27 protein-coding genes and 1 riboswitch are annotated in these 25,354 nt (G+C 65.2%); of the genes, 17 read left to right on the forward strand and 10 right to left on the reverse strand.

Annotated elements, in window-relative coordinates; all coding sequences use genetic code 11:
• Positions 1-76: 76 nt before the first annotated feature.
• The 3 genes from J0A90_RS01950 (at position 77) to J0A90_RS01960 (ending at position 2,235) form a co-directional block, all read left to right on the forward strand.
• Positions 77-310 carry a DUF4224 domain-containing protein gene (locus J0A90_RS01950; protein WP_207035731.1) on the forward strand — a complete coding sequence of 78 codons (234 nt, stop codon included), beginning with the start codon at positions 77-79 and terminating at the stop codon, positions 308-310.
• Entirely contained in the window at positions 307-1,314 is a 1,008-nt protein-coding gene (locus J0A90_RS01955; protein ID WP_207035734.1) for a tyrosine-type recombinase/integrase, read from the forward strand. The genes J0A90_RS01950 and J0A90_RS01955 overlap by 4 nt, the downstream gene beginning before the upstream one ends.
• A 642-nt stretch (positions 1,315-1,956) precedes the next feature.
• Positions 1,957-2,235, forward strand: a complete 279-nt coding sequence (locus J0A90_RS01960) for a hypothetical protein (protein WP_233076419.1) — start codon at positions 1,957-1,959, stop codon at positions 2,233-2,235.
• A 7-nt stretch (positions 2,236-2,242) separates the two neighbouring features.
• On the opposite strand, the gene J0A90_RS01965 is transcribed toward J0A90_RS01960, so the two are convergent.
• The gene (locus J0A90_RS01965) at positions 2,243-2,632 is read right to left on the reverse strand and encodes an ester cyclase (RefSeq protein WP_207035737.1); all 390 of its coding nucleotides are present in this window, start codon (positions 2,630-2,632) and stop codon (positions 2,243-2,245) included.
• A gap of 177 nt (positions 2,633-2,809) precedes the next feature.
• Here J0A90_RS01965 and J0A90_RS01970 point away from each other — a divergent pair, with 177 nt between their 5' ends.
• Entirely contained in the window at positions 2,810-3,112 is a 303-nt protein-coding gene (locus J0A90_RS01970) for a hypothetical protein (protein WP_207035739.1), read from the forward strand.
• Between the two features lie 205 nt (positions 3,113-3,317).
• On the forward strand, positions 3,318-3,533 hold the full coding sequence (locus J0A90_RS01975; RefSeq protein WP_035473317.1) for a hypothetical protein: 216 nt from the start codon (positions 3,318-3,320) through the stop codon (positions 3,531-3,533).
• A 183-nt stretch (positions 3,534-3,716) separates the two neighbouring features.
• Here J0A90_RS01975 and J0A90_RS01980 read toward each other — a convergent pair whose 3' ends face one another.
• Together J0A90_RS01980 and J0A90_RS01985 are read right to left on the reverse strand one after the other, a co-directional pair.
• Positions 3,717-5,426: a potassium/proton antiporter gene (locus tag J0A90_RS01980; protein ID WP_035473314.1), complete on the reverse strand. Its 1,710-nt coding sequence runs from the start codon at positions 5,424-5,426 to the stop codon at positions 3,717-3,719.
• A 98-nt stretch (positions 5,427-5,524) separates the two neighbouring features.
• Complete coding sequence (locus J0A90_RS01985; protein WP_207035741.1) at positions 5,525-6,376, reverse strand: hypothetical protein; 852 nt, start codon at positions 6,374-6,376, stop codon at positions 5,525-5,527.
• A gap of 75 nt (positions 6,377-6,451) precedes the next feature.
• Positions 6,452-6,554, forward strand: a riboswitch (TPP riboswitch).
• A gap of 40 nt (positions 6,555-6,594) precedes the next feature.
• Here J0A90_RS01985 and J0A90_RS01990 point away from each other — a divergent pair.
• The 4 genes from J0A90_RS01990 to J0A90_RS02005 all read left to right on the forward strand — a co-directional run bounded on the left by J0A90_RS01990 (position 6,595) and on the right by J0A90_RS02005 (position 10,191).
• Positions 6,595-7,350, forward strand: coding sequence for an ABC transporter ATP-binding protein (locus J0A90_RS01990; protein WP_207035743.1), 756 nt, complete (start codon positions 6,595-6,597; stop codon positions 7,348-7,350).
• Positions 7,343-8,152 carry an ABC transporter permease gene (locus J0A90_RS01995; RefSeq protein ID WP_207035745.1) on the forward strand — a complete coding sequence of 270 codons (810 nt, stop codon included), beginning with the start codon at positions 7,343-7,345 and terminating at the stop codon, positions 8,150-8,152. The genes J0A90_RS01990 and J0A90_RS01995 overlap by 8 nt, the downstream gene beginning before the upstream one ends.
• Positions 8,153-8,214: 62 nt before the next feature.
• The gene (locus J0A90_RS02000; RefSeq protein ID WP_233076421.1) at positions 8,215-9,240 is read left to right on the forward strand and encodes an ABC transporter substrate-binding protein; all 1,026 of its coding nucleotides are present in this window, start codon (positions 8,215-8,217) and stop codon (positions 9,238-9,240) included.
• Between the two features lie 75 nt (positions 9,241-9,315).
• Positions 9,316-10,191: a GIY-YIG nuclease family protein gene (locus J0A90_RS02005; protein ID WP_233076423.1), complete on the forward strand. Its 876-nt coding sequence runs from the start codon at positions 9,316-9,318 to the stop codon at positions 10,189-10,191.
• 68 nt (positions 10,192-10,259) lie between these two features.
• Here the strand turns inward: J0A90_RS02005 and J0A90_RS02010 are convergent, their stop codons facing one another.
• Complete coding sequence (locus J0A90_RS02010) at positions 10,260-11,045, reverse strand: alpha/beta fold hydrolase (protein WP_207035749.1); 786 nt, start codon at positions 11,043-11,045, stop codon at positions 10,260-10,262.
• 293 nt (positions 11,046-11,338) lie between these two features.
• On the reverse strand, positions 11,339-12,010 hold the full coding sequence (locus J0A90_RS02015) for a 7-cyano-7-deazaguanine/7-aminomethyl-7-deazaguanine transporter (protein ID WP_207035751.1): 672 nt from the start codon (positions 12,008-12,010) through the stop codon (positions 11,339-11,341).
• Positions 12,011-12,246: 236 nt separating this feature from the next.
• Between J0A90_RS02015 and J0A90_RS02020 the strand changes: the two genes are divergently transcribed.
• Positions 12,247-12,543 (forward strand): helix-turn-helix transcriptional regulator, encoded by a 297-nt coding sequence (locus J0A90_RS02020; protein WP_207035754.1) that lies wholly within the window; start codon positions 12,247-12,249, stop codon positions 12,541-12,543.
• Positions 12,544-12,654: 111 nt separating this feature from the next.
• Here J0A90_RS02020 and sohB read toward each other — a convergent pair whose 3' ends face one another.
• Entirely contained in the window at positions 12,655-13,686 is a 1,032-nt protein-coding gene (sohB, locus tag J0A90_RS02025; RefSeq protein ID WP_207035756.1) for a protease SohB, read from the reverse strand.
• A gap of 185 nt (positions 13,687-13,871) precedes the next feature.
• Between sohB and J0A90_RS02030 the strand changes: the two genes are divergently transcribed.
• Positions 13,872-14,192, forward strand: coding sequence for an SCP2 sterol-binding domain-containing protein (locus J0A90_RS02030; RefSeq protein ID WP_207035758.1), 321 nt, complete (start codon positions 13,872-13,874; stop codon positions 14,190-14,192).
• Between the two features lie 86 nt (positions 14,193-14,278).
• Here the strand turns inward: J0A90_RS02030 and nudC are convergent, their stop codons facing one another.
• The 4 genes from nudC to J0A90_RS02050 form a co-directional block, all read right to left on the reverse strand.
• The gene (gene nudC / locus J0A90_RS02035; RefSeq protein WP_207035760.1) at positions 14,279-15,052 is read right to left on the reverse strand and encodes an NAD(+) diphosphatase; all 774 of its coding nucleotides are present in this window, start codon (positions 15,050-15,052) and stop codon (positions 14,279-14,281) included.
• Positions 15,052-15,801, reverse strand: a complete 750-nt coding sequence (dnaQ, locus tag J0A90_RS02040) for a DNA polymerase III subunit epsilon (RefSeq protein ID WP_207035762.1) — start codon at positions 15,799-15,801, stop codon at positions 15,052-15,054. Before dnaQ ends, nudC begins: the two co-directional genes overlap by 1 nt.
• Positions 15,802-15,909: 108 nt before the next feature.
• Complete coding sequence (gene rnhA, locus J0A90_RS02045) at positions 15,910-16,407, reverse strand: ribonuclease HI (RefSeq protein ID WP_207035764.1); 498 nt, start codon at positions 16,405-16,407, stop codon at positions 15,910-15,912.
• A 113-nt stretch (positions 16,408-16,520) separates the two neighbouring features.
• Entirely contained in the window at positions 16,521-17,348 is an 828-nt protein-coding gene (locus J0A90_RS02050) for a methyltransferase domain-containing protein (RefSeq protein WP_207035766.1), read from the reverse strand.
• Between the two features lie 202 nt (positions 17,349-17,550).
• On the opposite strand from J0A90_RS02050, the gene gloB reads away from it, so the two are divergent.
• From gloB to J0A90_RS02080, 6 genes are all read left to right on the forward strand, one after another.
• Positions 17,551-18,318 carry a hydroxyacylglutathione hydrolase gene (gene gloB / locus J0A90_RS02055; protein WP_207035768.1) on the forward strand — a complete coding sequence of 256 codons (768 nt, stop codon included), beginning with the start codon at positions 17,551-17,553 and terminating at the stop codon, positions 18,316-18,318.
• Between the two features lie 70 nt (positions 18,319-18,388).
• On the forward strand, positions 18,389-19,546 hold the full coding sequence (locus J0A90_RS02060) for a transglycosylase SLT domain-containing protein (protein WP_207035770.1): 1,158 nt from the start codon (positions 18,389-18,391) through the stop codon (positions 19,544-19,546).
• Positions 19,547-19,675: 129 nt separating this feature from the next.
• Complete coding sequence (locus J0A90_RS02065) at positions 19,676-21,529, forward strand: extracellular solute-binding protein (RefSeq protein ID WP_207035772.1); 1,854 nt, start codon at positions 19,676-19,678, stop codon at positions 21,527-21,529.
• A gap of 8 nt (positions 21,530-21,537) precedes the next feature.
• A complete protein-coding gene (locus tag J0A90_RS02070) occupies positions 21,538-22,611 on the forward strand; it encodes a microcin C ABC transporter permease YejB (protein WP_207035773.1) in 1,074 nt (357 codons plus the stop codon).
• Positions 22,612-22,619: 8 nt separating this feature from the next.
• Complete coding sequence (locus J0A90_RS02075; protein WP_207035775.1) at positions 22,620-23,762, forward strand: ABC transporter permease; 1,143 nt, start codon at positions 22,620-22,622, stop codon at positions 23,760-23,762.
• Positions 23,759-25,342 carry an ABC transporter ATP-binding protein gene (locus tag J0A90_RS02080; protein WP_207035778.1) on the forward strand — a complete coding sequence of 528 codons (1,584 nt, stop codon included), beginning with the start codon at positions 23,759-23,761 and terminating at the stop codon, positions 25,340-25,342. Before J0A90_RS02075 ends, J0A90_RS02080 begins: the two co-directional genes overlap by 4 nt.
• The last annotated feature ends 12 nt before the right edge of the window (positions 25,343-25,354 follow it).

The raw sequence follows: 25,354 nt of genomic DNA on the forward strand, positions 1-25,354 counted from the left end.
GCTCACCAACAGCCGGCGCCACGCCGGCTTTTCTATAACTGCGCGGCCCTGTCAGGTCGCGAGAAAGGAGGACATCATGCCTGCACTCTTCCTCGCGCCCGAGGAACTCGTTGAGCTGACCGGCCGTAAGCGTGGCAAAGAGCAGCGCGAGGCACTCGACACCATGGGCATCCGCTGGAAGGTAAACGCCGCCGGCGAGACGCTGGTCGGCCGTCGTCACGTCGAAGAGGTGTTCTGCGGCGCCGAGGCGCAGACATCCAGCGATCGGAAGAAACCCAACCTAGAGGCATTGGATAGGAAGGCTTCGTGAGCAAGATCGGAATCCCCCGGGTCTATTGGAAGGACGGCGCCTGGCGCTTCAAATGCAACCAGCGCCAGGCCTCCCTGGTCGGCAAGACATGGATCAAGCTCGGAGTTACCGAAGACGAAGCCAGGGTGGCTTTCTCCGAATGGGAGGGCCGGCTATTCCCGCGCGCCGGGATGGGCCGGCTGTTCGACCGATACGAAGCCGAAGTGATTCCGCAGAAGCGCAGCCCGGCAACGCAGAAGTCGAACCGCGATGAGCTCAAGCGCCTGCGCGCCGTGTTCGCCGAGTGCGAGGCGAGCGACATCACTGTCCACGACGTCTATGCCTACCTGGACAAACGGAGCCAGACATCGCCAACACAGGCCAACCACGAGCTGTCGCTGCTGAAGCATGTCTTCAAGTACGCTCAGCGCTGGGGCGTTCATGAACATAACCCGGCGGCGCCAGTCGAGAAGCTCAAGGTCGCGCCAAGAGACCGGTACGTGACGGACGCCGAATTCGCCCTCTTCCTGAAATACACGACGCCCTGGGTTCGCCACTACGCGATGTTCAAGTACATCACCGGCCTGCGCCAGCGCGATATCCTGTCGCTGCGCATCGACCAGCTACAGGTCGACGGTATCGTCATGCGTGCCAGCAAGACGGGGAAGCAGTTCGTGATACCGTGGACTGATCAGCTCCGACGCATCGTCGCCTGGGTGAAAGCGAGCAACAAGCGCCAGGGCCCCACCCTGTTCTGTGATCGCAACGGCAACGCCTATAGCAAGGACTCCTTCCACACGCGATGGCAATGGGGGATGCGCAAAGCGATGAAGGAAGGCGGTCTTAGAGAGCGCTTCACCGAGCACGATCTCCGCGCCAAGCACGCCACCGATGCAGAGCGACAAGGCATCGACGTCACAACGAACTTGCAGCATTCCGACAAGCGCACGACCCAGGTCTACCTCCGACAGAAACAGGTGCTGTCGGTAACCGCGCTCGAGCTGGAAGGCGGAGATTTCCTATAACCTCCGACGCCGGAAAGCTGATCGGAAACCACCAGAACCGCCCTTCTATAACGAGCTTCCGTTATAGACGCTACCAATAGGGCCTTGATTCCTATAGAAAATTGGCTAATTGAATCCCGGTCTTGAAAACCGGCAAGGGTTAACGCCCTTCCAGGGTTCGAATCCCTGTCCCTCCGCCACTTTTTCCTCAAGGGTCAGCTACTTAGCTGGCCCTTAGTTTTTTCTAACCTGGTCAAAAAGTGACCAAAAGTGCAACGGGTGCAACGGGTGCAACGCCTACCGTTGCACCACCTCCATCACAGCCCTTCGATCTACCCCGGCGGCTCCTGAATCGAGCGCCGCACATATCCACCACGGTCATCCAGCAGCACGCCGTCGGCGACAACCCCGTCTGGCTGGTGTTCAGGATAAAGTGGTAATTGCTGGTCTCCCTGCGCCGAACACCTTTGCCCAGCATAGGGCGAAGCATGAGTTACACGGGCAGCCGATGCCGCCGAGACGTACCGCATCAAGGACCAGCACGTGAGGCGCGGCAAAAGACCAATGTGCTATTGGCATCGTAAAATCCCAGTGTAATGCTCTAATAGCGCCCAGAAGAAGCGCTATAAAACCTACACGCAGGGAAGCAACATGAAACCGCTAATGATCACCGTGCTGCTCAGCATGGTCGTGGCCGCCACGGCTTTGGCCGCAGAAAACCGTGCCGAGCCCCAGCCATCCCAAGTATTCATTCAAGAGATCGCCTTTGAAGGCGAGTGCCCGGCCGTCGCCCCGGAGTTCTCCACACTCACCGCGGACGATGGACAACTGCTGGCCCAAGGCTGCTGCAAGGTCTGTCGTAAGGGCAAGGCCTGTGGCAACAGCTGCATCAGCAGGAACTACACCTGCCATCGACCACCGGGCTGTGCCTGCGACGGATGACTTTCCCCTACCCCAGTTGCGCTTCGATCACGCTCTTGTCGACCACCGATTGAACACTGACGATCTTGCCATCGCGGAAGGTGTAGAAAACGTTCTCGGCGAAGCGAACCCGCCGGCCATTGACCCCCAGGCCGAGAAAGGTGCCTCGCGGAGTGCAGTCGAACGCCAACCGGGCAGCGATGCGCGGTGGTTCGACCACCAGCAGCTCGATGGTGAAGTGCAGATCCGGGATGGCCGCGAAATCCTGCTCCAGCATCTCGCGATAGCCGTCGAGCCCCAACTGGCGGCCGTTATGAGTCACGGCTTCGTGGACGAATCGCCCCAGCGTGTCCCAGGCTTGGCGGTTCAGGCAGTCGATATAGCCGTGGTAGAGATCGGCAAGGTCGTCTCGGTGCATCGTGGGGCTCCGTGGTGCCACAGCTGCGTAGCGAGGCGTGAGTCAGTAGCCCACGCAGTCTGGCATGGCACTGCGGCGACGGCGAGTCGCTTTACGAACAAGCACTTGAAGCATGAATTCTGGTAACAAAACGCGTCAGGAGTGCTACGCTTCCGGGCAGTCCCCGGTGAAGCCTCCATGTGTCGTCTGCTACCTCTCATTCTGATCTGCTGCCTGCTGGCCGGCTGTGTTTCGGCGGTGCCGCGCCTGAGTGCGACGAATTTCCTCAGAGACAGCCGTACCTGTGAGCGCCAGACGCACCAGATCGCCGGCGAGCCGGAGTACCAGGCGTGCATGGGCCGGCTGGGCTGGCCGGACCCGCAGAGTCAGAGCGCACGGATTCAGAACGACACCAGCAGCGCCAATCGCGACCAGGACTTGCTCAACGAGGCGGTCAACGGGTTACAGTTTGGATTACAGTGGGATCTCGATCCCGACTAGCACCATGAGGTTTGCTACCCGCCAGCCTCCACCGATCATGACGCCAAACGGTCATAGGTGGGCGTTAGGCTGATCCAGGGCAAGCTTGTGCGGTCGCGGACACCACTCCCCATACCGCAACGTCGCCACCCTTAACAATCGCACCCTATACAGTGGCATCGAGTGAGCTACGCTCAACGTTCATCTCTTGCGCGAGGATTCCAGCATGGCAGAGCCTTTCATCGAAGTGCGAAAGACCCTCAAGCCGGGCAGCCACAATCAGGTCTGCTACGAAGTCTTCGACGGCGATACCGGCGGTAGCCTCGGCTATTTCGACGAGGAGTCGCAGGCCCAGCACCGCGCGGCGCGCATGAACGGCATGATCGAGCGTGAGACCGGCAAGCAGCTGAGCCGCCCGTCGCTGGATGCCGAGGTCGAGTAGGCCGCCGCCAGCACTTTCCTTTTTCAGGAAGCGCTTACTTCAATAAGCACTTCAAGCACTTCTCTCAATAAGCGCCTCCCACTCAGGCCCGGGCCATCTCCACCTGGGTCTTCGTGTACCTGGCTTGCCGGAATAGCTTGGTTTTCGAGAAAGCCTGGTTTCCCGAGACAGCCTGGCTGGCTGTCAGTGATAGAGCCTGAGACCGACTCGCGTCACCCGGTTGCCTTCCATCTCGCTGACCACCCAGTGGAAGCCGTGCCAGTCGACGTCGTCGCCTACCACCGGATGGCCACCGACGCGTAGCGCCACGAACTCGCCCAGCGTCATCTCCTGCTCCCCCGGGCTGAGGGTGAGACCGTAGGCGTTGGCCACGTCCTGCATCAGCGCTTCGCCGTCGAGCGAGAAGGTGCCGAAGAAGGCGCGCTCGCGCTTGAGCTTGGCTTCACCGTTGAACAGCCGGTTGAGCGACGGCAGATCGCCGGTGCGCCCGATCAGGCAGATCACGTCTTCCAGGCGCAGCCGGGTGCTGCCCTTGGGGTGGAGCATGGCATGCTGGCGAAAAATGGCCGAGATCAAGGTGCCCGAGGGTAGCCGCAACAGGCGAATGGGCACGTCGTCGAGCGACTCGTTCTCGACCTTGTAGACGAACATCTCGTAGTCGTTCTCGGGCAGCACGCCGAGCTGGCCGCGGCGGTCAGGCGTGGTGCTCTCGGGTAGTGCCACGCGCATCCAGTGGGCGAATCGCGCCAGGGTCGACCCCTGCAGCAGCAGCGAGATCAGGACCACGAAGAAGGCCACGTTGAAATAGAGCGCCGAGTTTTCGACGCCGCTGATCACCGGGAAGATCGCCAGCACGATGGGCACCGCGCCGCGCAGCCCGACCCAGGAGATGAAACACAGCTCGCGCCAGCGGAAGTTGAAGAACGGCAGCAGCGAGGCGAGTACCGCCAGCGGCCGCGCCACCAGGATCAGCGCCACCCCCAGGATCACGCTGGGCACGGCGTAGTCGATCATTTCGGACGGGGTGACCAACATACCCAGCACCAGGAAGAGCCCGATCTGACTCAGCCACGCCAGGCCGTCGTGGACCGGCAAAATATGCGTCAGGTGACGCCCGGGCTGATTGCCGATCATCAGCCCGGTGAGATAGATCGCAAGGAAGCCACTGCCGCCGATGGCGCTGGTAGCGCCGAAAATGCAGAACCCCAGCGCCAGGGCGAGCAGCGAGTAGAGCCCCGGCGCAAGATCGAGCCAGCGCAGCATCTTGGCCGAGATCCAGCCACCGCCGAGGCCGATCGCCAACCCCACGCCGAACTGCAGCACGAAGCGCATCAGGGTGTCGCTCAGCCCGCCTACGCCACCGGTGAGCATTTCCGCCAGCGTGATGGTAAGAAAGATCGCCATCGGGTCGTTGGTACCCGACTCGATCTCCAGGGTGGCACCGACACGCTCGTTGAGATTGACGCCCTGCCCCTTGAGCATCGAGAAGACCGCCGCAGCGTCGGTGGAGCCGACGATCGCCCCCACGAGCAGCCCCTCGATAAGACTGAGATCGAGCAGCCACATCGCCAGCAGGCCGACGATACCGCTGGTGAGAAAGACACCGATGGTGGCCAGCGACAGCGCCGGCTTGAGCCCCACGCGGAAGGTCTGGAAGCGGGTGCGCAGGCCGCCGTCCAGCAGGATCATGGCGAGCGCCAGGTGGCCGATCAAGAAGGCTTGCGAGTAGTCATCGAACTGCAGGCCGAGCACGCCCTCCTCGCCCGCGAGCATGCCCAGCCCGAGGAAGAGTACCAGCAGCGGCACGCCGATCCGTGAGGAGACACGGCTGGCGAGGATGCTCAGCGCGATCAGCGCGCCGCAAACGAGAAACAAGCTATTGATCGAGTCCACGAGACTATCGTCGATATCCGTAAAGAAAAATTCAGTATGCCATGCCGCGACCCGATTGCGCCGGGAGTAACGCCGATTTTTTTATCTTTTTCATATGCCTAGAGCCAATGGGGAAACTCCTTCAGGGATAGGCTCAGAGGCCCCAGCACGCCGAGGGTCAGGATGACCGCGCGCATGCCATCTCGATAGGCATCGAGCGACGGCAAGTGCTCGGCGCCGTAAGCCTCGACGAAGGCCTCACGCTGTGCCGCGTTCTCGAGCATCAGCTCGAGCAAGCACAGATCGAACTCCAGCGGTGCCCATACCAGCGCCTCCCAATCGGCCCAGTAGCCATCCAGTCCGCCGAGCAGGAACTGGTCGGGACGCAGGTCGGGCAGGCTCCAGACCGCACGGCTCGGCCGCGGCCAGTCCAGACTGACTAGCTCTAAGGGATCGAGCGCACCGCGGCTGGCGACGAAGGCTCGCGCCGCCCGCGGCCAAGCGTCGAGCGCATAAACGCCGCTCGCCGGATGCCCCCACCCTGGCAGCGCGTCACGGTGGAGTCGCCGCAGTTGCCGCCCCAACTGGCCCGCAAAGGCGGCATCCATCCGCGCTGCCGGCGCCTGACGCCAGGGCAGGCTCCATAGCGGCGCACCCTGTAGCCGTCCCAGCCAGATCAACGGCAGCGGTGCCAGCGGCAGATGCTGCGGCAGCGAACCTGCCAGCGCCGGCAGCTCATGGGCATGGCGCCAGCGATCGACACCGAACAGCTCGCGCATGCCGTGCCAGAACGGATCGCTTTCGGCATCGGTACGGGCCAGCTTGTAGAGCTTGGGCGAGAGCTCTTCACTGCGCCACAGCCAGTTGGCGCTGTCGGCGAAGCGCAGCGGCAGCGGCGTCAGCGCCACCCCGGCATAAAGCGAGACCCGGCGCGTGAGTTCGGCGTCGGCCATGGGCAGAACATCTGGCAAGATCGCGACTCCTCTCGAGTTCGGTGCATCAGGGGCGAAGGTGGGCAGCGGCTTCCGGGCGGCGTACAATCGGCGCTCACTGGATAGGGGTGCCCGCCGGACGGGCTGAGAGTGCAGCGCACAACCCTGGAACCTGAACCGGTTAGCACCGGCGGAGGAAAGGCCAGCCTGCCCGCGCATGATGCCCCCGCCGTTGCAGCCCCGTCATGGGAGTGGTCATGTCACCACCCGGGCTGGACATTCGCCGCGCCTCGCTCACCTTCGGCGCCCGGCCATTGTTCCACGATCTCGCCGTCGAATTCGACGCCGGCAGCTGGACCTGCCTGCTCGGGCGCAGCGGCTGCGGCAAGAGTTCGCTGTTACGCATGATCGCCGGCCTCGCCCTGCCCGACCGCCATCACATCGAGTGCACGACCAGCGACGGCCAGCCGCTGCGGGGGCGCTTGGCGTGGATGTCGCAGCAGGATCTGCTGGTGCCTTGGCTTCGGGTCATCGGCAACGTGATGCTGGGCACCAAATGGCGCGGCCGGCGAGCGGGGCCGACAGCCCCGGAGGCGCGTGAGCGCGCACTGGCGCTGCTGGCCCGCGTGGGCCTGGCGGACAAGGCCGATGCCTGGCCGGCGGCACTCTCCGGCGGTCAGCGCCAGCGTGTGGCACTGGCGCGCACGCTGTACGAGGATGCCGGGGTGGTCCTGATGGATGAGCCCTTCTCCGCGGTCGACGCGATTACCCGGCTCGAGCTCCACGATCTGGCCAGTGAACTGCTCGCCACCCGCACCGTGATCATGGTCACCCATGACCCGCTGGAGGCGCTGCGGCTCGCCGACCGCCTGCTGGTGCTGCAGGGCGAGCCGGCGCAGGCGGTACCGCTGGCGGCGCCCACCGGCCAGCGGCCGCGGGCGCTGGACGATCCGCAACTGCTGGCCCATCAGGCCGAACTGGTGGCGCTGCTGCGGGAGCCGGCACATGTCTGAATCGACTTCGATCCAGAGAGTCCGGCCCAGTCTGGCGCGTCAACTCCACGCCCCGGCGCGGGCGCTACTGGCGCTGGCGCTGCTGCTCGCCGCCTGGCAGGCGGTCGTCAGCCTCACCGGCGTGCCACGCTACATTTTGCCGTCGCCGCTGGCAGTGGTGCGGGCGCTGCTCGATCAGCGCGCGCTGCTGGCCCATCACGCCCTGGTCACCGCGACCGAGATCTTGGGCGGCTTCATCGGTGGCGTGCTACTGGGGTTGGCCACGGCACTACTACTGGCACGCTTTCGGCCGCTGCGGCGCACCCTGCTGCCATTGCTGCTGATCAGCCAGGCGATACCGCTTTTCGCGCTGGCGCCGATCCTGATGCTGTGGCTCGGCTATGGGCTGTGGCCCAAGATCCTGATGGCCATGCTGATCATCTATTTCCCGATCGCCTCCACCGGCTACGACGGCCTGCGCCAGACCCCGCAGGGGTGGCTCGACCTGGCCACCACCTTCGGTCTGTCACGCCGTCAGACGCTGCTGCGGGTCCAGCTGCCGGCGGCGCTGCCATCCCTCGCCTCGGGGCTGCGCATGGCCGCCAGCGCGGCACCGATCGGCGCGGTGATCGGTGAGTGGGTCGGCGCCAGCCAGGGCCTGGGCTATCTGATGCTCAACGCCAATGCGCGCCTGCAGATCGACGTGATGTTCGCCGCCCTGGTGGTGCTGGTGGCGTTCGCGCTGGCGCTCTATTTCGGCGTCGACGCGGCGATCCGTGCGGCGATGCCCTGGCACCGCGATCGCCTGGAGGCCAACGTATGAAACCCGCCCCGAAACCATGCGATCACACATCGACAATAACCCCAACCAGAGGGAACCTGCGCATGCCCACGCTATCTCGAACCATCCCCGCCACACGCGAACCGCGCCGCCCGGCGCTGCTCGGCCTGATCCTGCTGATGCTGGCTACGCTGCTGCCACTTCACGCCCAGGCCGATGACGACGCGTTGGTGCCCCCCAAGATGATTCCGCTGAGCGTGATGCTCGACTGGTACCCCAACCCGGTGCATGCGCCGATCCTCGTGGCCAAGCAGCTTGGGCTGTTCGCCAAGCGCGGACTGGACGTGGACATCCAGTCGCCGGCGGACCCCAGCGTGCCGCCCAAGCTGGTCGCCGCAGGGCGCATCGACCTGGCGCTCAGCTATCAGCCGCAGCTGCATCTACAGGTCGATCAGGGGCTGCCGGTGGTGCGCATCGGCACGCTGATCGCGACCCCGCTCAACGCCCTGCTGGTGCGCGCCGACAGCGGTATCGACGATCTCTCCCAGCTCGCCGGCAAGAAGATCGGCTACTCGGTTGGCGGGGTCGAAGAAGTGCTGGTGGCGGCGATGCTCGAGCACCACGGGCTGACCCTGGACGACGTCGAGATGGTCAACGTCAACTTTTCGCTGACGCCGGCGCTGATCAGCCAGAAGGTGGACGCGGTTACCGGGGCCTTCCGCAACTTCGAGCTGGCACAGATGAAGCAGGAAGGCGTCGAGGGCAAACCGTTCTATATCGAGGAGGAAGGCGTTCCCACTTACGACGAGCTGATCTTCGTCGCCAACCGCGACACCCTGAATCAGCATCGCGACGCCTATCGCCGCTTCATGGACGCGATCGGCGAAGCCACCGCCTGGATCATCAATCATCCGGATGAGGGCTGGCAGCGCTTCATCGCCTACGACCCGTCGCTGGACACCCCGCTCAACAAAGCGGCCTGGAACGCCACCCTGCCGCGCTTTGCGCTGCGCCCGGCGGCGCTGGACGTCAAGCGCTACCGCGACTTCGAGGCCTTCCTGCTCGAGCGCGGCCAGATCAAGAGCCAGAGCCCGATCTCGCGCTTAGCGGTCGATCTCAACGCGCCCTGATGCACGATCGGCCAACGCGAACGGAACCGGCCGAGGTAAACGGAATCAGCTAAAGTGGGGAGCATGAGCTCCCCCATGCCCCTCTACGACCCTCGCCGCGATCCCGCAGCATCGCTACCGAGTACCGGTATCGATACCCTCGATGGCCTGCCATCGCGCACCGGCGTCTACGTCTTCTTCGGTCACAACGACCTGCCGCTCTACGTGGGCAAGAGTCTCGACATTCGCACACGCGTACGTACCCACCTGCGCGATCCCGCTTCCGGGCGTCACCGCCATATGCTCGAGCAGACCCAGCGTATCGCCTGGATTCTGACCAGCGGTGACCTTGGCGCGCAGTTGCTTGAGGCTGACCTGATCAAGCGCTGGGTGCCGCTCTACAATCGCCAGCTGCGTCGCCGGGTCCGGCTGATCAGTTGGGACTGGCCGGAGGGTGAAGCGCGTCCCGAACTGAGCGATGGCCAGTGGGTGGTCACCGCGCGCTCACGCTTCTACGGGTTGTTCCGCAATCGCCATACAGCCCGCGCCACGCTCAAGGACATCGCCACAGAGCAGGGCCTGTGCCTACGGGTGCTGGGGCTGGAGACCGGGCGCGGGCGCTGTTTCGGCTATCAGCTGGGGCGCTGTCGCGGTGCCTGCTGCGGCGAAGAGAGCCTGGAGAACCATACCCGGCGCGCCAGGGCGGCAATGGAGCGGCTACGCATCGAGAACTGGCCGTGGCCCGGCCGGGTGGCGTTTCGCGAACGCAGTGACAGTGGCGAGATCGGGCTGCACGTGGTCGACCACTGGCACTACCAGGGCAGCGTCAGCGATCTCAACCAGCTCGAGGTACTACCCGACAACCGCGGTTTCGATATCGATACCTACCGGATCCTCAACCGCTTCCTTGCCGCCCAACTCGACAATCTCGATATCATTCCGGTGGAGGGAGAGGCCAACGACAGCGATTGAGCGCCAAAGGCTTACAGGCTGACAAGCCCAGGCCAGCGACGCACCAGCGGTGGCGAGCCAGTGCCGACTCAGATAGCGGCGAAAAAGCGCGACAGCGCCTGCTGAAACGCTTCCGGCTGCTCGGCGTGGAGCCAGTGCCCCGCTCCCTCCAGCGTCTCCCAGGTCGCTTCGGGCATCACCGCTGCCACCGCCTCACGGTAAGCATCGCGCACATAGGGGGAGTTACCGCCGCGCAGCAGCAGCACAGGCCCAGGGTAAGCGCCCTCGCCATCCGGCGCGGCGATAATGTTCTCATAGCCGTCGGCAATCTCATCCAACCCCACCCGCCAGCGCAGAATACCCTCGTCGTCGCGCACCAGATTGGTAGCCAGAAACTGGCGCGTGGCAGCGACATCCACGCTTTCGGCCATCAGCGCGTCGGCCTCGCGGCGCGATTCGGGCCGGCCCTCGACAACCCGGCGCATGGCGGCAAAGATCTCGTCGTGACCATGCTCATAGGGTACCGGGGCGATATCGGCGACGATCAGGCTGGCCACCGCTCGGGGCCGCTGCCGAGCGAGGGTGATCGCCACCTTGCCACCCATGGAATGCCCCAGCAGATCGAACTGCGCGATCTCGAGCGCGTCGAGCGACTCGGCGACATCTGCTGCCATCTGCGCGTAGCGCATCCCCGGCGCATGCGGCGACCGCCCGTGATTGCGCAGATCGAGTGCCACCACGCGGCGCGTCTGCTGCCACTGCTTGATATGCGAGCGCCAGTTGTCGGCGCTCCCGAACAGGCCATGCAACACGACCAGAGGACGTGTGGGGTCATCGGCATCGACGGTGCCGGTATCGATACAGTGCAGTTGCAATCTGGCTCTCCTTTTATTCCACCACTGCCGGCCTGCTATCACTCGCCGGCTTTCCACCACTGCCGGCTTTCCACCACTGCCGGCTTTCCACCACTCGCTGGCTTTACACCACTCGCTGGCTTTACACCACTCGCTGGCTTTACACCACTCACTGGCTTTCGGCCGCCGACCCGCCTATCTGCCGGTCTTTCGATGACCGGGTTGGCGCTGTCGCGGCGTGGCGTTTCTTGATGCGAATCGTAAGAATAACAGAGCGCCAGGCGGACCGTGCCTCGGCCCGCCAGCTCACCACCTCAGCGTCGCGGCAGGCCCGGCAGTGATTCATCGCGGCCACTGAGCACGACCCGCCCCAGCCAGGCCAGCAGTACACCGTAGAGCGGCAGGAAGAACAGCAGGCTGATGGTCAGCTTCACCGCGTAGTCGAACCAGGCGATATCCACCCAATGCTCGCGCATGAAGGCGTCGGGACCGTGCCAGAAGGCGATCGCAAAGAACGCGAAGGTATCGGCCAGATTGCCGAGAATGGTCGACAGCGTCGGCGCCACCCACCAGGCGCGCAGGCGACGCAGGCGATCAAAGACATGGATGTCGAGCAGCTGCCCCAGCACGTAGGCCATGAAGCTGGCCAAGGCGATACGCCCAACGAACAGATTCCACTGCCCCAGCGCTTCGAAGCCTTGGAAGCGGCCCTGCTGGAACAGCACCGATACCGCGTAAGAAACCATCAGCGCCGGCACCATCACCCCAGCGATGATGCGCCGCGCCGCCGACTTGCCGAACAGCCGCACGGTGAGATCCGTCGCCAGGAAGATGAACGGGAAACTGAACGCCCCCCAGGTAGTATGCAGCCCCCACAGCGTGAACGGCAGCTGCACCAGATAGTTGCTGGCGGTGATCACCGCGACATGAAACGAGACCAGCCACAAAAGCGTCTGGCGAATCTGACTTTCGTCGAGTTTGAGCATGAAAGAACCTTTTTCGTCTGCCGGTCGGCCGAGGGGTAAGGGAACCCTCAGTGACATCGTTGCCGCCTGTCGCGGCTTCGGGCGGCATCGGCGGGGGCGGCATTATAGGGAACCCTCTTGATACCAGACCAGATGGACCACTAAAAAAACTTTGTAACTTAACGTTACAAAGGTTAATATAAGAAATGAATGTAACAGATTGTTCAGCGCCGGCCCTGCGAATTCGGACTTCACATATGACGGAACAGACACTCTCGGAAACTCAGTTCGGGCCCGCCACCGCGACCCTGAAGGCGATGGCCAACGAAAGTCGGCTACGCATTCTGTGCCTGCTGATGGCCGGGGAACGCTCGGTGACCCAGATCAACCAGCAGATGGCGCTGAGCCAGTCGGCACTGTCGCAACACCTCGCCGTGCTGCGCCAGGAGAGACTGGTCACCACACGGCGCAGCTCGCAGATCATCTACTATTCACTCAACGGTGATACCGCAGGCCGGTTGATCGCTACCCTCGCCGATCTAGGTATGGGCTAGCCACTCGGGAACGACCACAGGCAGGCACTGCGGGGCGATGGCTTCAACGCCTCGACTCGCGTGCCAATCTGTTTCGCGTAAAGCGCGGCGGGTCAAGTTCACCCCCAGCGCTCAGTGGCGCTCCCAACCCAGGCGACCTAGCCGCTCCAGTATCCGATCCAGCGTGCGCTCAGCGCCTGATTCCACGCCCTTGGTCAGACGACCGGCGAGGCCACGACGACTTGCCAACGAGACATGCAGCACGCGTGCCTTGCTGGATATCTTCTCCAGCAGGTAGGCGTCACTGGTGCCGACGGCATCCACCAACCCCTTGGATTGCGCCTCGCTACCGTACCAGATCTCACCGGTCGCCACCTGCTCGAGGTCGAGCTGCGGACGCCGCTCGCCGACATAGCGCTTGAACAGGTCGTGGGTCGACTGCAGATCCTCGAGAAACTTGGCCCGCCCCTCCTCGCTGTTCTCGCCCAGCACGGTCAGGGTGCGCTTGTAGCGTCCCGCGGTCAGCAGCTCGACGTCGACGTCATGCTTCTTGAGCAGCCGATGCACGTTGGGAATCTGCGCCACCACCCCGATCGAACCGATCACCGCGAAGGGCGCCGCGATCAGATGATGGGCACAGCACGCCATCATGTAACCGCCGCTGGCCGCGACCTTGTCCACGCATACCGTGAGTCGCGCGCCAGCCTCGCGCAGGCGGTCGAGCTGCGCCGCTGCCAGGCCGTAGCTGTGCACCAGCCCACCGCCCGAGGTCAGCCGCAGCACCACTTCGTCGCCCGATTCCAGCTGGGCGATCAGCAGCGACACCAGTTCGGACAGCGCAGGCGTCGCCGAGGCCTTGAGGTCGCCCTCGAAATCCAGTACCCAGATCCGATCGTCCACAATCGCCTTGGCGGCCTGCTTCTCTTCACGCTTGAGTCGCTTGGCCAGTTGGCGCTGTCCTGACTTGGGCGTCGCCGCCAGCTGCAGCTGACGCCGACGTCGGGAGAATCGTGCATCCAGCGAGGTCACCCGCAGCTGGCCGCCGCTATCGCCATCGCCGCGGCGTCTGCCGCGCGCCACGAGTGCCAGGACCAGCGCCAGCGCGACGACGAGTGTCGCCGTCTTGGCCAGAAACATACCGTACTCCGCCAGCCATCCGATCACGTCCCGCTCCTTATATGATCTAACACTAATTCAAAACCTGTCCGACCCACGCCTTGTACACGGCCCTCCGCGCCAGGCAAACGCCGACACCTCCCACGAGCAGCCGGGAATCGGCTTGAGAAACCGTAACTTGCATAACGTCAGGCGCAGTGGTTTGCTTGTCCCAAAGCCAATGGAGGGCCATCATGGATGACGACCAGCTGATCGCCAAGCTGCAACGCCGCTTCGACCCCGCGGCCGCCGGCGACCTCAACGCAACCTATCAGTTTCTGCTGCACGACGCCGACGATCATCACCTGGTGATCGAAGGTGGAAACCTCAACGTCCACGCCGGTCACCACACGGCCCCCGATGTGACCATCGAGAGTGACACCGCAACCCTGATCGCCCTGATCAAGAAAGAGCTCAATGCCATGCAGGCGCTGCTCGGCGGTCGGGTCAAGGTCAAGGGCGATATCGGCCTGGCTGCGCGGCTGCCCAAGCTGTTCGGCAAGCGCAACGACTAGGCGCTCTTTGACAAGAGCCCTCGGCGCCAACGGCGCTCGCCGACTGCTCGGCCAGCCCGTGGTCGGCGTTTGACACCGACAGTCTCTCAGCGGGTCGCCACCGCGCGCCGATGAGTCTCGATCAACTGGCGCGAGATCGAGTAGCTGGGTGGCAGCTCCGGCGGGCGCTCCGGCGTGAACCAGGCCGCATCGGCAATCTCGTGGCCGTCGATGCGAATACGTCGACTGGTCGCCTCGGCGAAGAAGCCCATCATCAGCGAGTGCGGGAAAGGCCATGACTGGCTCTTGAAGAAACTGACCCGCCCCACCTCGACGCCGACCTCCTCCATCACCTCGCGGCGCACCGCCGCCTCCACCGCCTCCCCGGGCTCGATGAAGCCTGCAAGCGTCGAGTAGCGTCGCGGTGGAAAACGCGGGCTACGCGCCAGCAGCATGTCGCGGCCAAAGGTCACCAGGGTGATGATACAGGGCGAGATACGCGGATAGGCACGCAGACCGCACTGCTCGCAGCTCATCGCAAATTCGTGCGCCAGACGCTGGGTCGGGTGGCCGCAGCGCCCACAGAAGCGGTGGTCGCGCTCCCAGTGGCTGACCTGCAACGCGGTCGCCAGCAGTTCGCTCTCGGCCGGCGATATCTGCGCCAGCCAATCCCGCGCCGCGGGCCATGTCTCGTCGCCGGTCTCGATCGACAGCGCCACCGGCTCGTCGTGCCAGAAGCCGAGGCGCAGAGCCTGCGGCGGCCAGGCTACGTCGCGTTCGAGCACGCTCTGGCCGTCGCTGCCCGGCGCCACGCCCTGGGTATTCATACGGATAAGCCAGCCCCGTCGCACATCCGCGGGAGGCAGCTCGCGACGCAGCATCAGGAGGCGGCCCCGTCACCGTTCAGCGCATCCCAGCGGCACTGGCCGGCGGCTTGACGGATCTGCGCCAGACGCTCGCGGTGCGCCTCCCATTCGGCATCGCTGGGCTGCGCCACGACCAGCGGCGTGGCCGCCCGATCGAGCTTGAGATGGGTCCCGGCGCTGCTCTCTTCACGGCTTTCGCTCTCTTCGCTGCCGGCCAGCGAGAGCGCCGTCTGGCCGCCGGTCATGGCGAGGTAGACCTCAGCCAGAATCTCCGAGTCGAGCAAGGCGCCGTGCAGCACGCGCTGGCCATTGTCGATGTCGTAGCGCTTGCACAACGCATCCAGGCTGTTGCGCTGCCCCGGGTGCATCTGCCGCGCCATCTTGAGGGTGTCGAGCACGCTGCAGTGCTCGGCCACCGGACCCAGCACCGGCTCGCCCCGGGCGGCCTTGAGCAGGCGGAACTCGTGGTCGAAGAAGCCGACATCGAACGGCGCGTTGTGGATCACCAGCTGGGCGCCGCGCATGAATTCCCACAGCTCGTCGGCGATCTGCGCGAACACAGGCTCGTTGGCCACCCGCTCGTTGGTGATCCCGTGGATCTCGATCGCCTCGGCCTCGATGTGACGCTCGGGATTGACGTACTGATGATAGGTACGTCCGGTGAAGCGGCGGTTGATCAGCTCGATCCCACCGATCTCGATGATACGGTGCCCCTCGCGCGGGTCGATCCCGGTGGTTTCCGTATCCATGACGATTTGGCGCATGTGGCTCTCCTCGCTCTCAAGCGCTCGATCTGTAGTAGCTATATCTGTAAGTAGCTATATCTGCAGTAGCACCAGCGCTCACACGCTGGGGCCTTGGGTTGGCGCGGGTCAGTCGCCAGCGATCACCGCGTCGATCGCCTCGTTGACCAGCCGGTCAGCCGCCTCGTTACCGGGGTGACCGCTGTGGCCCTTGACCCAGTGCCACTCGATGCGATGACGCTGGGTCTCCGCCAGCAACTCACGCCACAGCTCGGCATTCTTCACTGGCTCTTTGGAGGCGGTCTTCCAGCCACGCTTCTGCCAGCCGTGAATCCACTCGGTGATCCCCTTGCGCAGATACTGGGAGTCGGTCCACAGCGCCACCTGACAGGGGCGATCGAGGGCCCTCAGCGCCTGGATCGCCGCCATCAGCTCCATGCGATTGTTGGTCGTATGGCGCTCGCCGCCCTTGAGTGACTTCTGGTGCTGGCCCGAGACCAACAGTGCCCCCCAGCCGCCGGGACCGGGGTTACCGCGGCAACCGCCGTCGGTGTAGATGGTGACCTGAGGCGGATTGGCCTGAGACGTGGCGTCAACGGCGGAGTCAGATGAAGAGGAAGCTGGCAAAACGTGAATTCTCTCTGGCGTATTGACCCACCGGCGACATGCATCGATGGGTAGTTCGACCGCACCATCGGCGTCGGGCGATCGGTGGCTGGCAGCGCCCCGGCACTCTCGGATCAAGCGCCGTGCGACGTCTCCAGGCGTCGCACGGCGGCATCTTGCAGCGGCGACGCTGAGGGGGAGCTGGGGGTGCTGGCAGCGTCCCGAGCCGGCGGTTGGTGGCGCGCCAACCCCAGCCAGGCACCGGACTTGGCCCCTACCAGGGTCGGCTCGCGCAGCGCGATTGGTTGCACCGGCAGCGCCCGGCGCCGAGCGACCAGCAGATAAGCCTGACCCAGCGGCACGTTATAGCGCCGGCCGAATACCTCCAGCCGACGGCTACATACCGAACGCCAGGGCAGTCGGAAGCCGCAGTAGTCTACTCGCTCGATCTCGAAGTCGACAAACTCGAGCCAGTCGCGCAGCCGCCGAGGGCTGCGCCAGGCGTGTTGCCACGGCGGCTGATGCCGGCGCGGGGAGCCAACCGTCGGGGCGTAGGGGTGCCAACCGAAGACCACGAGCCGACCATCGGCGCGGGTCACCCGAGCGGCTTCCTGTAGTACCTGATGGGGGCGCTCGACCGCCTCGAGCAGATGATGGACCACGGTCAGGTCGAGGCTGTCATCGGCCAGCGGCAGGCGATCCGGCGCGCAGATCAGGGTATTGGGCTGGCGCGCCAGCGCCGCGCTAGGCGCCCACTCCAGCGCGTGGCGGATCGGGCTCATGTCGCTGATCAGTGGCGCCATCCCGAGCTGGAGACTTAGCACGCCATGGCGCTGCTCGCAGTGGGGGCCGAGACAGGCACGCTCGGCCTGCCACAGCGCGTTACCGGGCCCGGAAGCCCAGAATTGGCGGCCGCGCCGGACCGCTTCGGCGAGCCGTTGCTGCGTAGACGTGATTGACACGGGCGCCTTAACTCCCCAAGGTTATCGCTTTTTTGAGCGGTACGCGGTGGAACCGGCCGGATGGATCCGTGTCTCAGCGAGGTCGAGCGGACCGAACCCTTCGACGCCACCCCGTCGACAATGCCTTCACCATTGATGAATGCTTTGTCATCGACAACCGCCTTTCGCCGACAACCGCTCCATCGTCGCAAGAGGATGACACATGCTGAGCGTGAAGCCGATTCCCGCGCTGGACGACAACTATATCTGGCTCCTGCGTCAGGACACCACCGATGCCGTTGCCGTGGTCGACCCGGGCGACGCGACGCCGGTGATCGAATGGCTCGAGCGCGAACAGCTGCGCCTCGAGAGCATCTTGATCACCCATCACCATCATGATCACACCGGTGGTCTGGGTGAACTGATCGAGCGCTATGCTCCGCGGGTCTACGGGCCCGAGAATTCGCGCATCGAAGGTATCGATCAGCGCCTCGGCGAGGGCGACGAGTGCCGCGTACTGGGACGTCGCTTCGAGGTCTCGAGCGTTCCCGGACACACCCTCGACCATATCGCCTTCTATGCCCCAGGCACACCTGGGCTGCTATTCGCCGGTGACACCCTGTTTTCCGCCGGCTGCGGACGTCTGTTCGAAGGTTCACCGGAACAGATGCGTCACTCCCTGGCCAAGTTCGATGCCCTGCCGGACGACACCCTGGTGTTTCCGGCGCATGAGTACACGCTGGCCAATCTCGCCTTCGCCAGCGCCGCCGAGCCGGACAATGCGGCCCGCGACGCTTATCGTCAGGAGTGCGAGCAGGCGCGTCGCCTCGACCGGCCAACGCTGCCAACCACGCTGGGTCGCGAACGCCAGGTCAACCCGTTTTTGCGCCTCGACCAGCCCTCGCTGCGCCAGACGCTGAGCGAGCAGGGCCCCTGCGCCAGCGCGGCGGAAGCCTTCGCCACCCTGCGTGGCTGGAAAGATCGTTTTTGAACGCTGCCCGCCGACACGGCGTCTCGACCGGCGACGCGGGCGGCGATTGATACCCAAGGATGTCTGCTGCATGAATGCCCGATCGCGACGCCGCTATCTGGTCATCGGCCTGACCGGTAGCCTGCTCTGCTCGGTACTACCGGTAGCGGCCTGGGCCGACGCCGGCCAGCGTCAGTCCGCCCAGCCACGCCCAGCCACCTTTTGGTCGGCACTGCGTCTGACCGAGAAACACTCGGCCGATGCCTGGGACACCCTGCGCCGCGGCTTCGCGCTCTCCCACGAGACCGATAACCCGCGTGTTGCCCACTGGCTCGAGTGGTACCGTGAGCATCCGCACCACGTCGAGCTGATCGCCGAGCAGGCCCGCCCCTGGCTACACTGGGTCACCCAGCGACTCGCCGCCAATCACTTGCCCACCGAGATCGCCCTGCTGCCGTTCATCGAGAGCGGCTACGACCCGACCGCCACCAATCCCGGCGGTGCCACCGGGCTGTGGCAGTTCATGCCCGCCACCGGTGATGCCATGGGGCTCTCGCGTACCGCCTGGTACGACGGCCGGCGCGACGTGGTCGCTGCCACCGACGCCGCCATGCGCTATCTGCGACAGCTTGCCGACCGCTGGTATGACGGCGACCTGCTGCTGGCACTAGCCGCCTACAACGCCGGCGCCGGCACCGTCAACGCAGCGCGCGACGCCGCCGCCAACCGCGGCGAGCCGATCGACTACTGGCACCTGCGCCTGCCCAGCGAGACCATGGATTACATTCCACGGCTGCTGGCGCTGTCGGAGGTGATTGCCAAGCCCGCTGACTACGATGTCGCACTGCCGTCGATTCCCGACCGCACGCCGTTCGTCAAGGTGCCCACCGACGGACCGCTGACGCTGTCGCTGGCGGCCGAACTATCCGGAGTCGATCCACACACCCTGCGCGAGCTCAATCCCGGCTTCAAGCGCGCCTCGACCCGGCCACGCGAGGATGCCAGCATCCTGGTGCCGGTGACGGCCAAAAAACGCTTCCTGGCCAATCTCGCCAATCTGCCGGCTTCCCAACGCACGGTGCTCGAGCGCTATGTGGTCAAGCGTGGCGATACCCTTTCCGGTATCGCTGCGCATTTCGCCACCAGTGTCGGCGAAATCCGGCACGAGAATGGGCTCCACGGGAGTACCATCCGCGTCGGCCAGACCCTTTCGGTACCGGCCCGCGCGCTCGCCAGCAATTCGCGCTGAGATCGCTGGCCAGCCCGTAGCGCGGATCGGGGGCTGCCAGGGGCATCGACGCGCACATGCCGTTTGCGTACAAAGGTCTGGGATTCGGGTATAAATCACGGCCAGACAACGACGAGTACGGGAGCACGCATGCGAGGGAAGCGGCTACAAGATGCTAGCTGGAGAAGCGCCCTGGCGCTGGGCGCGCTGCTGATGCTGATGGCGACCAGCGGCGTTGCCGACACCCTCCCAGTGCCTACGGTGCATGCGCTGGCGCTCTACGACGATCCGGCGCTGCCAGCGAACTTCGACCACTTGCCTTACGCCAACCCCGATGCGCCCAAGGGTGGCACCCTGCGCCGGGCCGCCAGCGGCAGCTTCGACTCGACCAACCCGTTCATCATCCAGGGCACCCCCGCCAGCGGGCTCGAGCAGATCTACGACACCCTGATGGCCTCCAGCGCCGACGAGCCCTTCACCATGTACGGGCTGCTCGCCGCCGGGGTGCGGCTCGACCCCGACCGCCACTGGATCGAGTTCGACCTGCGCCCGGAGGCACGCTTCCACGACGGCACCCCGGTCACCGCCGCGGACGTGGTGTTCAGCTTTCGCCTGCTGCGCGACAAGGGCTCGCCCTTCTATCGCGCCTACTATGCCGCCGTCGACTCGGTCACCGCGCTCGACACCCATCGCGTGCGCTTCGACTTCCCCGACAACGATTCCCGCGAACTGCCGCTGATTCTGGGCCAACTGCCGGTGCTGCCCAAGCACTACTGGCAGGGGCGCGACTTCACCCGCCCGACCCTCGACAAGCTGCTCGGCTCCGGCCCCTACGCCATCGCCGATGTCGACCCAGGCAGGCGTATCGTCTATCGCCGGGTCGACGACTACTGGGGGCGCGATCTACCGATCAACCGCGGCCGCTACAACATCGATCGACTGGTCTATGACTACTTCCGCGACCAGTCAGTGGCGCTGGAAGCCTTTCTGGCCGGCGCGCTCGATCTGCGCCTGGAGAGCAGTGCCAAGAACTGGGCCACCGCCTACGACACCCCGGCAGTGGCGGACGGTGCGATCCGCCGGGTGATCGTCCCCGACGGGCAGCCCGCCGGTATGCAGGGCTATATCATCAATACCCGCCGCCCGGCACTTTCCGCCCCCCGCGTGCGCCATGCGCTCAACCTGGCCTTCGACTTCGACTGGCTCAACCAGCACATCTTCTACGGTGCCTATCGCCGCACCCAGAGCTATTTCCAGAACTCCGAGATGGCCGCCAGCGGCCTGCCCGGCCCGGCGGAGCTGAAGCTGCTGGCACCCTACCGCGACCAGCTCCCTGCGGCGGTATTCGACCAGCCGCTGCCGATGGCCCAGCCCGAGGGACTGCGCCCGCGCCTGCGCCAGGCCCTGGAGCTGCTGCGTGAGGCGGGCTACGAGGTACGCGACGGGGTCATGGTCGAGTGCCAGAGCGGGCGTCCGCTGACGCTGGAGTTCTTGCTCTACGATAGCCAGTTCGAGCGCATCACCCAGCCCTTCGTGCACAACCTGGCCCGGCTCGGCATCCAGAGCCGCATCCGCGTGGTCGACGTCAACCAGTACCTGAGCCGGCTGCGCCAGTTCCAGTTCGACCTGATCGTCGGCAGCTATCCGCAGTCGGCCAATCCGGGCAACGAGCAGCGTGACTTCTGGACCAGCGCCTATGCCGAGACCCCGCAGAGCCGCAATCTTGCCGGGGTCAGCGATCCGGTGGTCGACGCGCTGGTCGACGATCTGATTCGCGCCGACAGCCGCAGCGCGCTGGATACCGCCGCCCGCGCCCTCGACCGGGTTCTGCGCTGGGGCTTCTATGTGGTGCCGCAGTGGAACTTCGACGGCACCCGGGTGGCGCTGTGGAACAAGTTCGGTTACCCGCAGCCGTTCCCGCGCTACACCCCGGATTTCAGCGTATGGTGGGTCGATCCGAACCGCGCCCCGGCGATCACCGCGCGTCAGCGCGGGCAGGAGTGAACACATCCATGGCCAGCTATGTTCTGCGTCGCCTGCTGCTGATGATTCCCACGCTGCTGGGGATTCTGCTGCTCAATTTCGTGATCGTGCAGGCGGCACCCGGCGGCCCCATCGACCAGATGATGGCGCGCTTCGAGGGCTTGAGCAGTAACGCCAGCACCGGCCTGGAAGGCGGCGGAGGGGATAGCGTCGGCGGACAGCGCGGTATGCGCGCGGCGGGTATCGACGAACAGCTGCGCCAGCAGTTGACCCAGGAATTCGGCTTCGACAAGCCGGCCTGGGAGCGTTTCGCGCTGATGCTGCGCGACTATGCCACCTTCGACCTCGGCGACAGCCTGTTCCGCGGACGACCGGTGCTCGACCTGATTCTCGATCGCCTCCCGGTATCGATCTCGCTGGGGCTGTGGACCACGCTGCTGGTCTATTTGATCTCGATCCCGCTGGGGATTCGCAAGGCGCTGCGCCACGGCAGCGCCTTCGACGTCTGGTCATCGGGGGTGGTGATCGTCGGCTACGCCATCCCCGGCTTCCTGTTCGCCATCCTGCTGATCGTGGTGTTTGCCGGTGGCAGCTACCTGAACTGGTTCCCCCTGCGCGGGCTGACCTCGGCCAATTTCGACGAGCTTTCGCTATTCGGCAAGATACAGGACTACTTCTGGCACATCACGCTGCCGGTGGCCGCCTCGGCGATCGGCAGTTTCGCCACCCTGACCATGCTGACCAAGAACAGCTTCCTCGACGAGATCCACAAACAGTACGTGCTCACCGCACGCGCCAAGGGCGCCTCCGAGCGCCGCGTGCTCTACGGTCACGTTTTTCGCAACGCCATGCTGATCATCATTGCCGGCATGCCGGCGGCACTGATCGGCATCTTCTTCACCGGCTCGCTGCTGATCGAGGTGATCTTCTCGCTCAACGGCTTAGGGCTGCTGGGCTTCGAGGCCGTGATGCAGCGCGACTATCCGCTGATCTTCGGCACCCTCTACCTGTATACCCTGATCGGCCTGCTGCTCAAGCTGATCTCGGATCTCACCTATGTCTGGGTGGATCCGCGTATCGATTTCGCTACCCGAGAGGCATGATGAGGGACATGAGAAACAACGTGATCCCACCCGTGCATGCCGAGGCGTCGCGCCAGCGCCGCTTGCGGCTCTCCCCCATCGCGCGCCGGCGTCTGCAGATCTTCCGCGCTAGCCGTCGCGCGCACGTTTCGCTCTGGTTGTTCGCACTCCTGTTCGTGGTGAGCCTGGGCGCCGAGCTGATCGCCAATGACAAACCGCTGGTGATGCAGTACCAAGGCCACTGGTATGTACCGCTGCTGGTGGACTATCCAGAGACCGAGTTCGGCGGCTTCCTGCCCACCACCACCGACTATCGCGATCCCTTCGTGCGCCAGCAGATCGAGCGTCACGGCTGGGCGCTGTGGCCCCCGGTACCGTTCTCCTACCAGACTCTGGATCGCGATATTCAGGGCCCGGTGCCCTCGCCGCCCAGCCTGCGCCACTGGCTCGGCACCGACGACCAGGGCCGCGATGTCTTCGCCCGCGTGCTCTACGGCTTTCGCCTATCGGTCGCCTTCGCTCTCGCTCTGACCGTGGGCTCGATCGTGCTCGGGGTGCTGATCGGGGGTGTGCAGGGCTACTACGGTGGCAAGGTCGATCTGCTCGGTCAGCGACTGATCGAAATCTGGTCGGGTCTACCGGTGCTGTTCCTGCTGATCATCCTGGCCAGTCTGGTCGAGCCCAACGTATGGTGGCTGCTGGGCATCATGCTGCTGTTCTCATGGCTGGGGCTGGTCGATATCGTGCGCGCCGAGTTCCTGCGTGCGCGCAACCTGGAGTACGTGCGCGCGGCACGGGCCCTGGGCCTGCCTTCACGGCTGATCATGTGGCGCCACGTACTGCCCAACGCCATGGTCGCCACCCTCACCTTCATCCCGTTTCTGTTCACCGGTGCCATCACCACCCTGACCGCGCTGGATTTCCTCGGCTTCGGCCTGCCGCCCGGTTCGCCGTCGCTGGGCGAGCTGGTGGCCCAGGGCAAGAACAATCTGCAGGCACCGTGGCTCGGCATCACCGCCTTTCTCTCGCTCAGCGTGATGCTGTCGCTGCTGGTATTCATCGGCGAGGGGTTGCGCGACGCCTTCGACCCGCGCCATATCGTCGTCACCGCCAAGCCCGGCGCGATTACCGACAACACTGACAGAGCCGATAGCGCGAGGGCCTTGCCATGAATCATACCCCGCTGCTCTCCCTCGAGGGCCTGGCGATTCGCGTCGGCGGCTTTCAGGCCGTGACCCGGCTCGATCTGGAGGTGGCGCCGGGCGAAACCGTCGCCGTGGTCGGCGAGTCCGGCTCCGGCAAGTCGGTCAGCGCCCTCGGCGCGCTGGGGCTACTGCCGCCCGGCAGCGAGGTCAGCGGGCGGCGCCACTTCGCCGGAGAAGACCTGGCGCGCCTCACCGCGCGGCAGTGGAATGCCCTGCGCGGCGGGCGCATCGGTTTCGTGTTCCAGGAGCCGATGACCTCTCTCAACCCACTGCACACGGTGGGCAAGCAGCTGCGCGAGAGCCTGCGCCTGCATCAGGGCCTACGCGGTGAGCGCGCCACACGGCGCTGCCGCCAACTGCTCGAACAGGTGCGCCTGCCGCGGGTCGAGGAGCTCCTGGCGGCACGTCCGCATCAGCTCTCCGGCGGCCAGCGTCAGCGGGTGATGATCGCCATGGCGATCGCCAACGACCCGCAACTGTTGATCGCCGACGAGCCGACCACCGCCCTCGACGTCACCGTGCAGCAAGAGATACTTGCCCTGCTCGGCGAGCTGCGCCGGGAGCACGGCATGGGCATCTTGCTGATCAGCCACGATCTCAACCTGGTGCGCCGCCATGCCGACCGGGTGGTGGTCATGCATCGCGGCCAGGTGGTCGAGAGCGGCCCGACGACGCGGGTATTCGACGCGCCCGCGGCGGACTATACCCGCGCCCTGATCGACGCCACGCCCGCCGGCACGGCACCGGCGCCGCCCGCCAATGCCCCCACGCTGCTGGCAGCGCGCCGTCTCGGAGTCGAGTTCCTGCGCCCGAAACCCCTGCTGCGGCCGCGGCCGCCGGCCTTCGTCGCCCTGGAACCGCTCTCGCTCAACCTGCGTCAGGGCGAGACGCTGGGCCTGGTGGGCGAATCCGGCTCGGGCAAGAGCACCCTTGCCGCCGCTCTGATCCGGCTGCTGCCTGCCCACGGGGAGATCGAGTTCGACGGTGAACGCCTCGACCGCCTCAAGGGCAACGCCCTGCGCCGACGCCGTCCGCAGTTCCAGATCGTGTTCCAGGACCCCTACGGCTCGCTGTCACCGCGTATGCCGGTCGCCGATATCGTCAGCGAGGGTCTGCGCTTCCATCACCCGGAACTGGATGAGGCCACGCTGACGACACGCGTCGCCGAAGCGCTGGCCGAGGTCCATCTGCCGGCGGACTGCGCCCAGCGCTATCCACATGAGTTCTCTGGGGGCCAGCGCCAGCGCATCGCCATTGCCCGGGCGCTGATTCTCAAGCCACGCCTGCTGGTGCTGGACGAGCCCACCTCGGCGCTGGACCGCAGCGTGCAGAAACAGCTGATCGAGCTGCTGCGCCAGGTGCAGGCGCGCCACGGCATCAGCTATCTGTTCATCAGCCACGATCTCGCCGTCGTGCGCGCCATGGCGCACCAGATCCTGGTACTCAAGGAGGGTTTGGTGGTGGAGAGCGGCGAGTGTGCCCAGGTACTCGATGCCCCGACCAGCGACTACACCCGGGCCCTGATCGCCGCGGCCGCTCTCGACTAACGTGAAAGCGGT

Origin of the sequence: Salinicola sp. DM10 (assembly GCF_017306975.2) — a bacterium.
Lineage (GTDB): Bacteria > Pseudomonadota > Gammaproteobacteria > Pseudomonadales > Halomonadaceae > Salinicola.